The following is a 14,783-nucleotide window of genomic DNA, read 5'->3' on the forward strand; positions in this document are numbered from 1 at the left end:
GGCGCCGGTGAGGAAGCACAAGAGCACTAGCCTCTTGATCCCCCACCCCTTCTGCTACCACCTCTCTCCTCCCCGGTGTTCTCAGAAGAACGAAAAGCGCCTGTTCCAACCGGGGAACAGGCGCTTTCTTTGCTTGGTGACTGGAGGTGCCGGTTACTTGGCCTTGATCATCTCGATCTCCAGGTTGATGTCGACGTCCTCGCCCACCGCGACGCCCCCGGTTTCCAGGGCGGCGTTATAGACCAGGCCGAAGTCCTTGCGGTTGATCTTGGTGCTGGCCACCACGCCGCTTCTCAGGTTGCCCCACGGGTCCTTGCTTTCCTTGGCGGGGCCTTCCACGCTCAGCACGACTTCCTTGGTCACGCCGTGCAGGGTCAGGTCGCCCGTGACCTTCAGTTTGCCCTTGCCCGCCTTGGCGACCTTCTTCGAGGTGAAGGTCATGGTCGGGTACTTGGCGGCGTCGAAGAAGTCGGCGCTTCTCAGGTGCTCGTCACGCTTGGCGACGTTGGTGTTGACCGAAGCGGTGTCGATGGTGACGCTGACCTTGGACTTGGTGATGTCCTTGTCGTTGATCTCAACGGTCCCCTTGTGCTTCTCGAAGCTCCCTTTGACGTTGGAGACCATCAGGTGACGTACCTTGAAGCCGACGTTGGAATGGTCGGGGTCGATGTTCCAGGTGGTGGCGGAGGCGAGGGCGGGAAGTGCCAGTGCCGCTACTGCTGCTATGGTTGCGATGATTCTTTTCATGGTGTTTCTCCTTTTCCGATCCGTGTGACGGATTTGTTTTAGTTGATGTCTTTTGATGTTAAACTATTGTGCCAAAAAAAAGGTGCCGATGGTTTCTCTCGCCGTTATCCCTCCCGTAAACCGAGTTTCTTGCAAAGTCTGCCCAGTGTTTCCTGTTCTTCATCGGTCAGCACCCCCATCTCCGCGATGATGGCCGCTTCGACTTCGGCGAAGGTCGTTTCGATCAAGCCGCGCCCCTTCTCCGTGAGGAGGACGGTGCAGAAGCGGCGGTCCTCCAGGGAGCGCTCGCGCTGGACCAGCCCCTGCTTCTCCAGGTTGTCGATGACCAGGGTGATGTTGCCGGTACTTTTCAGTATCTTGGAAGCCACGTCGCGCTGGCACATGGGCCCTTTGTGCAGCAGGGCCTCCAGCACTCCGAACTGGCTGATGGTGAGCCCCGCGTCCGACATCGTGCGCCCCACCCGGACGGTCACCGATTCGGAACCGCGCATGAGCTTCGTGTAGGTGTTGAGCGCGCGTTTTGATTTGGCATCCTGCTTCATGATCTGCCTCTTTGTTGAGGTGCAACATCGTTTCGAATGATTTAAAGCTACAACTGAAGTAATTAAATGTCAAACTATTTTTTCGGGACGTGTAGTAAAAAATGTAACTCCCCGGAAGGAAAGGTAAAAAACAAACGGTCCACGCAAAGACGCGGAGCCGTTAAGGCGCAAAGGAAAACCAGGAGGGGGACCGGAACGCCTGCTGGTGGCCGCACCTTTTTGGTGAGACTTGCCAAGGTCTCCTTTTAATGGAAGAATACGCGGGTGACGCTTGCGCCGGAGGTTGGAAAATCAGGGCGTTACGCGGACGCCAGGGCGCAGGGAGAAACAACCGGGAAGGAAAAAAATGAGGTCTCAGCCTTTGCGGGAGGTGCGGAAATGAAACGGCTGTTCCTGGTACTGCTGGTAATGGTGTTGCCGCTGTGCCTGAGGGCGCAGGAGCCGCAGGTGGGGGTCATCTCCCTTCGCGGCCCGATCAACCCCGTGAGCGCCGCCTTCCTGAGGGAGAATCTGGAGGCGGCCGGGAAGCGGGGCGACCGGCTCCTGCTGGTGGAGTTGGACACCCCGGGTGGACTCGACACGGCCATGCGCGAGGCGGTGCAGGCGATCCTCAGCGCGCGGGTTCCGGTGGCGGTGTACGTCGCCCCTTCCGGGGCACGCGCCGCCTCGGCCGGGGCGGTCATCGGCCTCAGCGCGGATATCCTCGCCATGGCCCCCGGCACCAACATCGGTGCTGCCCACCCGGTGGGGCTGGGGGAAAAGCCGGACCCGGTCATGGAGGCGAAGCTCGTGAACGACGCCGAGGCCTACGTCGAGGGGATCGCGGTCAAGCGGGGACGCAACGCAGACGTGGCCCGCAGGATGGTGCGTCAGAGCATCTCCCTTTCCGCCGAGGCGGCGCTCGCGCAGCGGGTGGTCGACCTGGTGGCGCAGAGCCGGCAGGATCTCCTGTCGAAGCTCGAAGGGCGCAAGGTGCAACGGGAGGGAAAAGAGGTCGTGCTGCACCTTGCCGGGGCGCGGGTGGTGAGCCACGAGATGGGGACCCGCGACCGGATCCTCGACGCCGTCAGCAACCCCGACGTCGCCTACATGCTGATGCTCCTGGGGATAGCGGGGCTCTTCTTCGAGCTTTCCAACCCCGGCGTGATCCTGCCGGGGGTGATCGGGGGCATCTCGCTGCTCCTCTCCTTTTTCGCCCTGCAGACCCTGCCGGTGAACTACGCGGGGATCGCGCTCATCCTGCTGGGGATCGTCCTGTTCATCGCGGAAATCAAGGTGGTTTCCTACGGGATGCTCGCGGTCGGGGGCGTCGTGGCCATGGTGTTTGGGTCGCTGATCCTCTTCCCGTCGCCCGAACCGTACCTGCGCCTCTCCTGGGAGGTGCTGGCGGCAACGGTCGGGGTGACGGCGCTCTTCTTCACGGTGGTGGTCGTCAAGGTGGTCCAGGCGCACCGGGAGAGACCGATCACCGGGGTGGAGGGGATGATCGACGCAATAGGGGTGGCCGAGACGGACCTCGCGCCCGAGGGTAAGGTGCTGCTGCGCGGCGAGTACTGGAACGCCGACAGCGAGGAGCCGGTGCTGAAAGGTGAGAAGGTGCGGGTGGTAGCGGTGACCGGGCTGCGGCTTACGGTGCAAAAGGCGGGAGAACGGCAGGAGGGGCGGGGCGGATCATGACCGGGTCGGGCAAAAAAAGGAAGGAGTCCGGGGACCTGCGGCTGGGGGATGCCCTTTTGGGACTTCCGTGTCTGCAGCGCCAGCGTGCCAACCTGACGGCGGGTGTGCGGCGGGAAACGGGAAGCCACGACGTGGTGGAGTGCCCGGTCTGCGGCATGGAGGTCCCCGGGTTGTCGTACCGCCGGCAGGGTGCGGACGATCCGGCGCTGATGGAGCGGGTGCGGGAGAGGTTCCCCGGGTGGCAGCCCGAGGACGGCCTGTGCCGGCCGTGCCTCGAGCGTTTCGGAGCGCTTGGGTAAGCTAGTAGTGTTTCGGGATCGGGAGGCACCCTTCATCGTTGAGCGCGTTCAGGTAGGCGCTACGCAAGCCGACGAAGGCCTGGGTGAGCCGGTCGATGAGGGTGGTGTGGTTGCACCCGATCAGTTCCAGGAGCCCGTTCTGCTTGTTGGCGATGAGCCTCTCGATGTGCGCCGCCCTGCGGTTGATGTCCACGTGGGTGTGCCCCTGGGCGTGGCTTATCAGGCTCAGCATGGCGTCGGTCACGAAGACGTCGATGGAGTAGACCGCCGCCACCTGCGGGTGCTCCTTCAACTGGAACACCACGCGGATCTCCGGGTGCGGGAATTCGATCCCGGGAAGGTGCTCCGGTCCCATGTAGTAGGACGCCGCCACGGGCAGCACTTCTATGAAGCAGTTGAGCAGGGTGGACTCGATATCGATAGGGGTCTGCACCGGAAGTTTCAGCGCGGCCCGGGAGAACTGTTCGCCATGTTCGAGATAGAGAGAAAGCCGCATATGGTCACCTTTAGTACGAGCTGTGGTAGAGGAAAAACTTCCTTGTCACGCATAAAAATAATACCGGGCCCCGTCAAAAAGCAAGTGGGGGACAACCAAATATCTTCGCTGGAGTTCACACCCGGTCCGTCCATGGCGGCGGGCGATCGCGGTTGACATAGCGCGCCGGTCTATGCCATTAATTCCCCATCGTCCTTTCTCCCGCCATCCCCTGCTAAGGTGTCTTGCCCTTGCACGTATTCCGTAAAGTTGAACACATCCAGAAATCCCGCACCGGCGGTGCCGGCCGTGAGCTGTCGCGCCTGCCGCTGGTCGCCGCGCTCCTTTTCCTGTGCCTGACGCTGTTCGCTGCCGCGGCCGGAGCCGACACCCTGGGGCGGGGCGGTGCCGGCAAAGGGGTGGTCGTGGTGGGGGGCGATTTCAACTACCCCCCCTACGAGTTCGTCGACCACGACGGCAAACCCGCCGGCTTCAACGTCGAACTGACCCGCGCCATAGCGGAAGTGATGGGCTTCAAGGTGGAGATTACCCTGGGGCCCTGGGACGGGATGCGCCGGGCGCTGGAGCAGGGGGACGTGGACATCCTGCAGGGGATGGCCTTCTCCCAGGAGCGCACCAGCGAGGTCGACTTCTCCACGCCGCACGCGCTGTTGTTCCAGTCCATCTGGATCCGCCGGGACGACCGGCGCATCAGGTCCATCGACGACGTGCGCGGAAAAGAGGTCATCGTGATGAAGAACAGCATCATGCATGACTTCATGAAGGGGTTCGACCCCAAGGCGAGGCTCATCCTCACCGACACCCTGGCCGAGGCGCTGAGGCTCTTGAACCAGGGGAGGGGGGACTGCGCCCTCGTTTCCCGGCTGACCGGAATGTACCTGGAAAAGGAGATGGGGCTCAAGCGGATCGTCCCGGTGGCCGAACCGATCATGACCCAGGCCTACGGTTACGCCGTAAAGAGGGGGAATGCGGAGGTGCTGGCGCGCTTCAACGAGGGGCTCGCCATCCTGAAGCGCTCCGGGCAGTTCCAGGAGATCCACAACAAGTGGCTGGGGGTGATGGAGTCCCAGCCGGTGTCCTGGGCGCGGGTGGTGCGGTACGTGACCCTGGTCTCCCTGCCGCTTCTGCTGATCCTCGGGGGGACCGTGGTCTGGTCCCGGACCCTGCAGAAGCGGGTGGCGCAGCGGACCGAGGAGCTGGCCCGCGAGGTGGCGGAAAAGCAGCAGGCGCTGGAGAAGCTCAGGATGCACCAGGACCAGCTGGTGCAGGCGGACAAGCTGGCTTCGCTGGGTACCCTGGTGGCAGGCGTCGCCCACGAGATCAACAACCCCAACGGGCTGATCCTTTTGAACCTTCCCCGGTTCGAGGAGGTCTTGCGCGGCTCCCAGCCGATTCTGGACGAGTACCGCGAGCAGCACGGCGACTTCAAGCTGGGACGGCACAGCTACGACCGCCTGCGGGAGGAGCTGCCGCACATGCTCTCCGAGACCCAGGACGCGGCGAAGAGGATCAAGCGCATCGTCTCCGAACTGAAGGACTTCGCCCGCCGCGACAGCGCCGACCTGACCGAGCTTTTGGACCTGAACCTCTGCGCCCAGGCCGCGCTGCGACTGGTCGAGAACACCGTGGTGAAGAATTCGCACCAGGTTGTCGCCAATTTCGCCGACACCCTCCCCCGCGTCAAGGGGAACAGCCAGCGCATCGAGCAGGTTATCGTGAACCTCCTTTTGAACGCGGCCCAGTCGCTGGAGGGGAGCGGCAAGAGCATCCAGATCTCGACCCGGCACGACCGCTTCCGGGACCTGGTGCTCCTCACCGTGCGCGACGAGGGGAGGGGGGTGGAGCCCGAGCACCTGGCGCGGCTCACCGATCCCTTCTTCACCACCAAGCGCGAAGAGGGTGGGTGCGGTCTCGGGCTTTCCATCTCGGCGGGGATCGTGAAGCAGCACGGCGGCACGCTGAACTTCGATTCGCACCCCGGCTTTGGCACCACGGTCACCATGGAGCTGCCGGCGCTGCGGGAAAACGCGTCCGTGTAGGGGCGAATGATCATTCGCCCGCCTTTGATTAAGAGGGGACAGGCACCTGCGGAGCCAGCCCCAGAGGTCCACGGTTGCACCCCGAAGCGCTGCCGGTAGAGCGTCCCCGCCCCCGGAGGGGGAGGGACAGGGAAGGGGGATTTTCTTCCTGCCAGCTCCCCCCCTCCCAGCCTCCCCCTCCGGGGGGAGGAGCATGGACTGTAGGGGCGAATAAACATTCGCCCGCTTTTGACTAAGGGGACTGGCACCTGCGGAGCCAGTCCCCAAAGACGATGAAGAGGAGTTGCAGATGAGCGAAGCATTGTATCCCGCCTTCGGTGTGCTGCTGGTGGACGACGAGGCGCCCTGGCTGCGCAGCCTGCGCATGACGCTGGAGGGACCGGGCGCCATCAGCAACATCACCGCGCTCACCGACAGCCGCCAGGTGATGGGGGTGCTGGACCAGGGGAACATCGGCCTGGTGCTGCTCGACCTGACCATGCCCTACCTCTCGGGGCAGGAGCTTCTGGCGCGCATCGCCGAGGAGCACCCCGAGGTGACCGTGCTGATCCTCTCCGGCCTGAACCAGATCGAGACGGCGGTCTCCTGCATGCGCCTGGGCGCCTTCGATTATCTCGTGAAGACCGACGAGGAGGACCGCATCCTCGATTCGGTGCGGCGCGCCATCCGGATGCAGGAACTGCAGCTGGAAAACAAGGAGATGCGGCGCCGCTTCCTGAACGACCGCCTGGAGTGCCCCGAGGCCTTCGCACCCCTGGTCACCAACAACAAGGCGATGCGCTCCATCTTCCAGTACATCGAGGCGGTCGCGAAGAGCACCCAGCCGATCCTGGTCACCGGGGAGAGCGGGGTGGGCAAGGAACTGATCGCCCGTGCCATCCACACCCTGAGCCGCGGCGACGGTCCGCTGGTCCCGGTGAACGTGGCGGGGCTGGAGGACAACGTCTTCACCGACACCCTCTTCGGACACAAAAAGGGTGCCTTCACCGGCGCCGACGAGAGCCGCAGCGGCATGGTGGAGCAGGCCGCCGAGGGGACGCTCTTTCTGGACGAGATCGGGGACCTCTCGCTTCCCTGCCAGGTGAAGCTGTTGCGCCTGTTGCAGGAGGGGGAGTATTACCCCCTGGGGAGCGACCAGCCCAAGCAGCTCAGGGCGCGCATCGTGGTGGCGACGCACCACGACCTCTCCAGGAAAAAGGACGCCGGCGGCTTCAGGAAGGACCTCTACTTCCGCCTGCGCGCCCACCACGTCCACATCCCCCCCTTGCGCGAGAGAAAGGATGACATCCCGCTGCTTTTGGACCACTTCCTCAGGGAGAGCGCGGAGGTCTTCGGCAAGAAGGTGCCCAGCTACCCCAAGGAACTCCTCACGCTTCTGGCCAACTACAGCTTTCCCGGCAACCTGCGTGAACTAAGGTCCATGGTCTACGACGCCATGAGCGTGCACTCCTCGCGGATGCTTTCCATGAACAGCTTCAGGCAGGCGATGGAGGTGCAGGGCGAGGTGCCCGCGGAACAGGCCTCCGCGGGAGAGCAGAACGTGTTTTACTCCTGTCCGGATATCCCGACGTTGAGCGCCGCGGTGGAGCAGTTGGTGGCCGAGGCGATGCGGCGCTCCGACAACAACCAGAGCATGGCGTCACGGATGCTCGGGATCTCGCAGCCCGCCCTCAGCAAAAGGCTCAAGCTGCAGAGGGACGGCAAGGGGGAATAGCGGGAGCAGGCGGGGCGGGTGGACGGACGGGTGGACGGGCGAATGATTATTCGCCCCTACAGGTATTCGTGTCACCATGAGCGCCCGAACGGCGTATTCCCCCACCCCTACCCCCTCCGCAAGAGGAAGGAACCTGTCAGCGTTTAGCTTCCATCTGCTCAGTTTCGAGGCAGCGCGCTCACTCCCGACGCCCTTTCCAGCTAGACCCGATCCGCTGTTTTTGACGCTTTTTTGAACAGAATCCGCGTCGGCGCACGCCGGCCTTTCCCGTCACGCGCTGGGCCCCTCGCACGATGGGGTATAACTTTCGTTAAGCCTATAATGAATGTTATACCCGCCCTAAAATCCCCTTTCTCCGTCACTTCCTTCTCCGTCTCAAACAGCTTTCCATTTGTGGTTATACCCCTTTGTTTCTAATCATGTCCTCCCGAACGGCGTATTCGGAAAACAATCCGAGTTGTTAGCTGTTTACGCCTTCTTTGGCACCAGCTTTGCTGTATAGAAAGCCAAACTCCGCCCTCACTCCCCCTGCCGGGCAGCAACCGGCGGTTGGCGAGAAGGGGGGGCGGGGAACCTGCCCATATCCTGTGCAGCAGCTTCGAGTGACTCGATTGGCAACAAATAGAAAAGGAGCAGCAGATGATCAAGTTTGAAGGGGTCCACAAGTGGTTCAAAAAGCTTCACGTGCTTAACGGGATCGATCTCCACGTCAAACAGGGGGAAGTGGTCGTGGTCTGCGGTCCGTCCGGGTCGGGCAAGTCCACCCTGATCCGCACCATCAACCAGTTGGAGCCGATCGAGGAGGGGACCCTGACCGTCGACGGCATGGACCTCAGGAGCAAGAAGACCGACCTCAACAAGCTGCGCGCCGAGGTGGGGTTCGTGTTCCAGCAGTTCAACCTGTACCCGCACCTCTCGGTGATCGACAACATCACCCTGGCCCCGATCAAGATCCGCAAGACTCCGAAGAAGGAAGCGCAGGAGCAGGCCATGGAGCTGTTGGAGCGCGTAGGGCTCGCGGTGAAGCGCGACGCCTACCCGACCCAGCTCTCCGGCGGGCAGCAGCAGCGCGTCGCCATCGCACGTGCCCTGGCCATGAAGCCGCGCATCATGCTCTTCGACGAGCCGACCTCGGCGCTCGACCCCGAGATGATCGGCGAGGTGCTCGCGGTCATGCAGGACCTGGCCAGCACCGGTATGACCATGGTCTGCGTCACCCACGAGATGGGTTTCGCGCGCGAGGTCTCCGACCGCGTGGTGTTCATGGATCACGGCGTGATCCTCGAGGAGGCCCAGCCGGAAGAGTTCTTCCGCAACCCGCAGCACGACCGGGCCAAGCAGTTCCTGAAGCAGCTTTTGTCGCCGATGCACTAGAGAACTTGTCCACCCTGGCCGCACCGCGGGACGCGTTCCTGCCGTCGTGGCGCGGGTGCCTGGTAATACCGAACATCAAAAGGAGAATACTGTGAAAAGATTGGCTGCTGTTGTTATGGGGTTGGCCCTGTTTGGTTCTTTCGGTAAGGCGATGGCCGCGGCTCCCGCCGACACCCTTGCCGAAGTTAAGAAAAAAGGCGTCCTGGTTGCCGGTGTGAAGGATTCCCTCCCTCCTTTTGGTTACGTGGATGAGAAGAGCCGCGAGATCGTGGGCTACGACGTCGACTTCGTGAAGGCGATCGCCAAGAAGCTGGGCGTGAAGGTCGAGCTGAAGCCGGTCACCTCCGCTTCCCGCATGCCGCAGCTCACCGAGGGTAACATCGACATCATCGCCGCGACCATGACCAAGAACCCGGAGCGCGCCAAGCAGATCGGCTTCAGCCACACCTACTTCGCCACCGGCCAGAAGTTCATCACCGTGAAGGGTAAGGTGAAGAGCCTGAAGGACCTGGCAGGGAAGAAGATCGGCACCGCCAAGGGCTCCACTTCCGAGCAGAACGTGAAGGCAGCCCTCCCGACCGCCACCGTGCTCTCCTTCGATGACTACCCGCAGGCGTTCCTGGCCCTGCAGCAGGGCAAGGTGCAGGCGGTGACCACCGACGAGGCGATCCTGGCCGGCATCCTGGCCAAGGCCCCCAACAAGGCCAAGTTCGAGATCCCGAACGTCCAGATCTCCAACGAGCCGTACGGCCTCGGGATGAGGAAGGACGACGCCAAGTTCATCGCCTTCGTGAACAAGACCATCCTCGAGATGGAGAAGAGCGGCGAAGCCAAGAAGATCTTCGAGAAGTGGTTCGGCAAAGGCACCGACTTCGCGCTGAAGCGCACCTTCAAGATCGTAGCTGACAAGTAAGAAATCAGGCAGGTCGAGGTCGGGGTTGAAAGATCATGGTCTCTCTCCCTGACCTTCGCCTCGCCTGTCGTTTAACAGTAAACCAGGTTGTTGCTGAGCTTTAGTAGAGAAAAGGGGCGTTAGCTGGTAGCCTTGGTCTCGATCTTCACCTCGGTCTCAATCTGCCTCTAAGGGGTTTCACGTGCTAAAGTACACATTTGACTGGTCCATCGTCACCTCCGGCAAGTATTTCGAGTGGCTGGTATCAGGGCTCAAGGTCACCCTGGAGCTCTCCGCCGTCGGTATCGTCTGCGCCTTCATCCTGGGGCTTGTGATCGCCGTCCTGAAGATGAGCCACTACCGTCCCGTGCGCTGGATCGCCACCGCCTACCTGGAGTTTTTCCGGAACACCCCGCTGTTGGTCCAGATCTTCTTCTGGTACTTCGGCTCCTACAAGGTGCTCCCGGCGGCGGTGAACGAATGGCTTAACAGCACGAACTTCGAGTTCGCCGCGGCCGCCATCGCCCTCACCATCTACACCTCGGCCTTCATCGCCGAGGACATCAGGTCGGGCATCCTCTCCATCCCGAAGGAGCAGATGGAGGCGGCCAGGAGCGCAGGCTTCTCCTATCTCCGTTCCATGCAGTACATCATCCTGCCGCAGGCGGTACGGATCACGATCCCGCCGCTGGTGAACCAGTTCCTGAACCTGGCCAAGAACTCCTCGCTCGCGATGAGCATCGGGGTCATGGAGCTCACCTACCAGGCGCGCCAGGTCGAGAGCTACACCTTCAAGGGGTTCGAGGCGTTCACCGCCGCCACCGTGGTCTACCTCGGGCTTTCCGTGGTCATCACGGCGCTCATGGACCTGTACAACAAGAAGGTGCTCAACCCGCAGCGCGCCTAGCGAGGCGCGCGGGTTCAGTAACGAGAACGGCGGATCTTACGCGGTAAACGGAGAGGAAAATGGAAGAAGCACTCAACTTTCAGGTAATCATAGACAACTTCACCTACTTCATGATCGGGCGCTACCCCAACGGGCCGCTGGGGGGGCTCGGGCTCACCATGTACCTCGCGGTGGTTTCCTGCGTCCTCTCCTTCTTCGGGGGGCTGATCCTGGGGCTTTTGAGCCTGTCGCGCTACGCGGTGATCCGGCACCCGGTGAACCTGTTCATCAACGCGGTGCGAGGCATTCCGCTGCTCATGGTGATCTTCTGGATGTACTTCCTGCTCCCGGCCCTGATGGGGAAGACGGTCCCCGAAGCCACCACGGTCATCATGGGTCTCACCATCTTCACCTCGGCCTACATGTCGCAGATCGTTCGCGCCGGCATCCAGGGGATCCCCAAAGGGCAGACCGAGGCGGCCATCTCGACCGGCCTGAAGCCGTGGCAGGCGATGCTTTACATCGTGCTCCCGCAGGGGCTCAGAAACATGATCCCGTCGTTTGTGAACCAGTTCGTGTCGCTCATCAAGGACACCTCGCTCGCCTTCATCGTCGGGGTTTCGGAGCTGACCCACGTCGGCACCCAGATCAACAACCGGACCATGGCCTTCCCGACCGAGATCTTCATCTTCATCGCGGCGGTCTACTTCGTTCTTTGCTTCGCCTTCACCAGTTTCTCGCGCTGGCTGGAGGGGAGGCTCGCCTGGAGAAAGTCCATGTAGGCTTTCGGGACGGGCAACAGCTTTCAAACGCCTTCCTCGGTGCTCCGAGGGGGGCGTTTTTTTTGTTCGGGGGCAGGGGATTAAAGAGGGGGATGGCAATGTGAAGGTTGTGGACGTTGCAGTTCCCCCCTCGCCCTCCGGGAGAGGGGCGGGGGTGAGGGCTCCGCGGGAAAGCGGCATCGTGCCATGTGCAACACCCCTCACCCGGCCTCCGGCCACCCTCTCCCAGAAGGAGAGGGGTTGAAAGGACAGGGGGAGAGGGGATGAAAGGCAGAGGGAGAGGGGATGGACGGGGCTTGTAATCAGCGGGTGGCTCGCTTATCCTAGTGGTCTGTCGTGGGGGGCGAATGATTATTCGCCCCTACAGGTTTGAGGGCTGGCGTGACACGCCAGCTGAAATTGACTCGGGGGGAGGGACATTCATGCAGGCTCAGGTCGTTTCGGTCCGGTACCGCATCCCGCTCACGGAAAAACAGGCGCAGAAACTGCGGCGCACCTGGCCCAACGGCGATCCGTTTTATCCCTACGAGAAGATGGAGCGCTACCTCGAACCGCTCCTGGTCGAGGACCTCAACTGGCACCACTACTCGGGAAACTACCTCTACTTCACGGTGTACGGCGACGAGATCGAGGCGACGCTCGCGGACGCTCTCAAGGTGTTCGAGACCAGGCTGGCGCTTTTGGAGGGTAAAAAGTAATGAAAAATGCCGTCTGCTGTTTCCTGCTCTTCTTCTGCTGCGGCGTGGCCCACGCGGACTCCGGCACCCTCGCGCAGCAGGTTCTCGCCGAGACCAACGTGGCGCGGCAGAACCCGCAGCGCTACGCGCAATACATCCGGGAGTTCAAACGGAGCTTCATCGGCAAGGGGTACCGGCTGCCGGGATCGCTGGACGTGGTGATGACTTCGGAAGGGAAGGGGGCGCTGGACGAGGCGGTGCGGTTCCTGGCGCGACAGCGCCCGCTGCCGGCGCTGTCGTGGTCGCCGGAACTGGCGAAAGCCGCCGACGAGCTGGTGCGGGAACAGACCGCTTCCGGGGAGACCGGTCACGGCGAGCGCGGGGACATGAAGAAGAGGATCGAGAAGTACGGCTCCTGGCGCTCGAGCATCGGTGAGAACATAAGCTACGGACCGGACACCGCGAGGCAGGTGGTGATGGGGCTCATCATCGACGACGGGGTGCCGGACCGGGGACACAGAAAGAACGTCTTCGACCGCTCCTTCACCACGGCGGGGATCGCCTGCGGCCCGCATCCGCTCTACCGCACCATCTGCGTCACGGACTTCGCCGGCGGTTTCAAGGGGCGCTAAGCCGGCACCAGTTCTGCCCCGGCCGCCGGCGACCCGGCCGGGGGATCACCCCGGTTGACCAAAAGCGCGAGGCTCAGCCGGTTACCCGCGGGGAGCTTGCCGTAGATGGAGGTGAGGTGGGCCTTCACGGTGCGCTCCACGATCCCCATGTCCGCGGCGATCTCGAGGTTGGTCCGCCCCGCCGCCACAAGCTCGGCGACCCTGCGCTCGGTCGGGGTCAGGGGCCCCATGAGCCCGACGGTCTGCCGCTCCCCTCCCGCCGCCGTGCCTTTTTGCGCGGCTTCCATGATCAGCTGCTGGATCACCTGCTGTCCCAGCCACACCCCGCCGCCCGCTATGGCGCGCAGCGCCTCCAGAAGGTTGTCCCGGGCGATGTAGCTGTTGGCGTACCCCACGATCCCCACCTTGAGGAAGGCGAGCCCCTCCTCGGGTGCGGGGCGGTCCGAGAGGAGGAAGAGCCGGATCCCGGGGGCCGCGGCGCGCAGCTCGGCGCAGGCGGCCACGTCCACGAGATCGCGATGCAAAAGCACCAGATCGAACTCCCCGGAGGAGACCAGCCGCTTCAGTTCGCTCAGGGTGCGGGTCTCCTGGACCTGGTTCCCTTCCGCCACCAGGCCCTTCCACCGGCCCAACAATGCTACGTTTGCGCTTCCCAGCAGGATCAGCATGTAATCACCTTTCGCGCAACGCCGAGTACTTCGCCTTGAGGATGGGTTTCAAGAGATAGGAAAGGATGGTGCGCTTGCCGGCCAGGATGTCCACCGTGGCGACCATGCCGGGGATGATGGGGAGCGGCTTGTCCTTGGTCCCCAGGTAGTTGCGGTCGGTCCTCAGCGTGACGAGATAGTAGCTGTCCTTGGTCTTCTCGTCGGTCAGGCTGTCGGCGCCGATCTGCTCCAGCCGCGCCTCGAGCCCCCCGTAGATGGTGTAGTCGTAGGCGGTGAACTTGACCGTGGCCTTCTGGTTCGGCTTCAAAAACGCGATGTCGGCGGGCTTGATCTTCGCCTCGATGAGCAGGGTCCCCTCGGTCGGGACGATCTCGACGATGTTCATGCCGGGCTGGATGACCCCGCCGATGGTGTTGACCAGGATCCGGTTCACGGTGCCGTTCACCGGTGAGCGCACCAGGGTGCGGTCCAGCCGGTCCTTGAGCGCGAGCGACGAGGCCGTTTCCTCGCCGACCTGGGCCGCGACGTCGTTGTACTCCACCTTGGCCTTGTTGGCGAAGTTAAGCCTCAACTCCTTCATGGCGGAGTAGCTCTCGTCGATCTTCGACTGGATGCGCGGGATGGACTGCTTGATGGTCTCGATCTCCCCCTTCATCTCGCTCGCCTTGCGCTCCAGCTGCAAAAGTTCCATGTCCGACACGGCCCCCTTGGCGACCAGCGGCCGGGTGATGCTGATCTCCTTCTGGTACAGGGTGTAGGTCTGGTTCAGCTCGCGCAGCCGCGTGTTCAGCTCTCTCAGCTCCCCCTGGCGCTGGTCGATCTGGGACTGCTTCACCTCGAGGGAGTGCTTGAGTTCCGCCCGGCGCGACTCGAACAGGGCCCGTTCACTGGAGGCGATGGAGGCCGGCACGTCGCTTGGGAGGGACAGGGTGCCGCTGCCGGCGGCCTCGGCGCGCAGACGGGCCGCCTTGGCCTTGTTGGCGCCGGATTTCGCCTGGCTCTGCTCCAGCGAGGAGACGAAGCGGGTCTCGTCGATCTTCAAAAGGAGCTGCCCCTTCTTGACGGTGTCCCCCACCTTCACGTGCAGCTCGGAGAGTATCCCCCCCTCGAGGTTCTGGATCACCTGGACCTGGCTCGCCGGGATCACCTTCCCCTCGCCCCTCGTGGTCTGCTCCACCTCGGACACCGCGGCCCAGCCGATGAAGATGACAAAGAGCGCCAGCGTGGCCCAGAGTATGGCCCGCCCGCCGCGCGGGGACTGTACCAGTATCGAGGTCCTGATGTCGGTGACGTAGTCGACGTCGTCTTCGGGCATCCTGCGGAACACCCCGTTTCCCTTGTTCTTGACTGCTTTCATC

The 14,783-nt window shown here is 62.9% G+C and carries 15 protein-coding genes; 10 read left to right on the forward strand and 5 right to left on the reverse strand.

The window, feature by feature from the left end:
• Window positions 1-153 precede the first annotated feature (153 nt).
• A complete protein-coding gene (locus KP001_RS00395) occupies window positions 154-747 on the reverse strand; it encodes a YceI family protein (RefSeq protein ID WP_217287633.1) in 594 nt (197 codons plus the stop codon).
• Between the two features lie 104 nt (window positions 748-851).
• Window positions 852-1,289: a MarR family winged helix-turn-helix transcriptional regulator gene (locus KP001_RS00400; protein ID WP_217287634.1), complete on the reverse strand. Its 438-nt coding sequence runs from the start codon at window positions 1,287-1,289 to the stop codon at window positions 852-854.
• Between the two features lie 378 nt (window positions 1,290-1,667).
• Here KP001_RS00400 and KP001_RS00405 point away from each other — a divergent pair, with 378 nt between their 5' ends.
• Together KP001_RS00405 and KP001_RS00410 are read left to right on the forward strand one after the other, a co-directional pair.
• On the forward strand, window positions 1,668-2,966 hold the full coding sequence (locus KP001_RS00405; RefSeq protein ID WP_217287635.1) for an NfeD family protein: 1,299 nt from the start codon (window positions 1,668-1,670) through the stop codon (window positions 2,964-2,966).
• Window positions 2,963-3,265, forward strand: a complete 303-nt coding sequence (locus KP001_RS00410; protein ID WP_217287636.1) for a hypothetical protein — start codon at window positions 2,963-2,965, stop codon at window positions 3,263-3,265. Before KP001_RS00405 ends, KP001_RS00410 begins: the two co-directional genes overlap by 4 nt.
• Before the next feature lies 1 nt (window position 3,266).
• Here KP001_RS00410 and KP001_RS00415 read toward each other — a convergent pair whose 3' ends face one another.
• A complete protein-coding gene (locus KP001_RS00415; RefSeq protein WP_217287637.1) occupies window positions 3,267-3,761 on the reverse strand; it encodes a hypothetical protein in 495 nt (164 codons plus the stop codon).
• Window positions 3,762-3,991: 230 nt separating this feature from the next.
• On the opposite strand from KP001_RS00415, the gene KP001_RS00420 reads away from it, so the two are divergent.
• The 8 genes from KP001_RS00420 (at window position 3,992) to KP001_RS00455 (ending at window position 12,757) form a co-directional block, all read left to right on the forward strand.
• Complete coding sequence (locus KP001_RS00420; RefSeq protein ID WP_224963074.1) at window positions 3,992-5,800, forward strand: transporter substrate-binding domain-containing protein; 1,809 nt, start codon at window positions 3,992-3,994, stop codon at window positions 5,798-5,800.
• Window positions 5,801-6,089: 289 nt separating this feature from the next.
• Entirely contained in the window at window positions 6,090-7,514 is a 1,425-nt protein-coding gene (locus KP001_RS00425) for a sigma-54-dependent transcriptional regulator (RefSeq protein WP_217287638.1), read from the forward strand.
• Between the two features lie 639 nt (window positions 7,515-8,153).
• Window positions 8,154-8,888 carry an amino acid ABC transporter ATP-binding protein gene (locus KP001_RS00430; protein ID WP_217287639.1) on the forward strand — a complete coding sequence of 245 codons (735 nt, stop codon included), beginning with the start codon at window positions 8,154-8,156 and terminating at the stop codon, window positions 8,886-8,888.
• 91 nt (window positions 8,889-8,979) lie between these two features.
• Window positions 8,980-9,801, forward strand: coding sequence for an ABC transporter substrate-binding protein (locus KP001_RS00435; RefSeq protein ID WP_217287640.1), 822 nt, complete (start codon window positions 8,980-8,982; stop codon window positions 9,799-9,801).
• 181 nt (window positions 9,802-9,982) lie between these two features.
• Window positions 9,983-10,687 (forward strand): amino acid ABC transporter permease, encoded by a 705-nt coding sequence (locus tag KP001_RS00440; protein WP_217287641.1) that lies wholly within the window; start codon window positions 9,983-9,985, stop codon window positions 10,685-10,687.
• Window positions 10,688-10,746: 59 nt separating this feature from the next.
• The gene (locus KP001_RS00445) at window positions 10,747-11,448 is read left to right on the forward strand and encodes an amino acid ABC transporter permease (RefSeq protein WP_217287642.1); all 702 of its coding nucleotides are present in this window, start codon (window positions 10,747-10,749) and stop codon (window positions 11,446-11,448) included.
• 422 nt (window positions 11,449-11,870) lie between these two features.
• Window positions 11,871-12,146, forward strand: coding sequence for a hypothetical protein (locus KP001_RS00450; protein ID WP_217287643.1), 276 nt, complete (start codon window positions 11,871-11,873; stop codon window positions 12,144-12,146).
• Window positions 12,146-12,757 carry a CAP domain-containing protein gene (locus KP001_RS00455; RefSeq protein ID WP_217287644.1) on the forward strand — a complete coding sequence of 204 codons (612 nt, stop codon included), beginning with the start codon at window positions 12,146-12,148 and terminating at the stop codon, window positions 12,755-12,757. Before KP001_RS00450 ends, KP001_RS00455 begins: the two co-directional genes overlap by 1 nt.
• Here KP001_RS00455 and KP001_RS00460 read toward each other — a convergent pair.
• Complete coding sequence (locus KP001_RS00460; RefSeq protein WP_217287645.1) at window positions 12,754-13,425, reverse strand: helix-turn-helix transcriptional regulator; 672 nt, start codon at window positions 13,423-13,425, stop codon at window positions 12,754-12,756. The two genes, KP001_RS00455 and KP001_RS00460, sit on opposite strands and share 4 nt — an antisense overlap.
• Before the next feature lie 4 nt (window positions 13,426-13,429).
• On the reverse strand, window positions 13,430-14,782 hold the full coding sequence (locus KP001_RS00465) for an HlyD family type I secretion periplasmic adaptor subunit (RefSeq protein ID WP_239027997.1): 1,353 nt from the start codon (window positions 14,780-14,782) through the stop codon (window positions 13,430-13,432).
• Window position 14,783: the final 1 nt, after the last annotated feature.

The sequence above is a fragment of the Geomonas subterranea genome, from assembly GCF_019063845.1.
Lineage (GTDB): Bacteria > Desulfobacterota > Desulfuromonadia > Geobacterales > Geobacteraceae > Geomonas > Geomonas subterranea.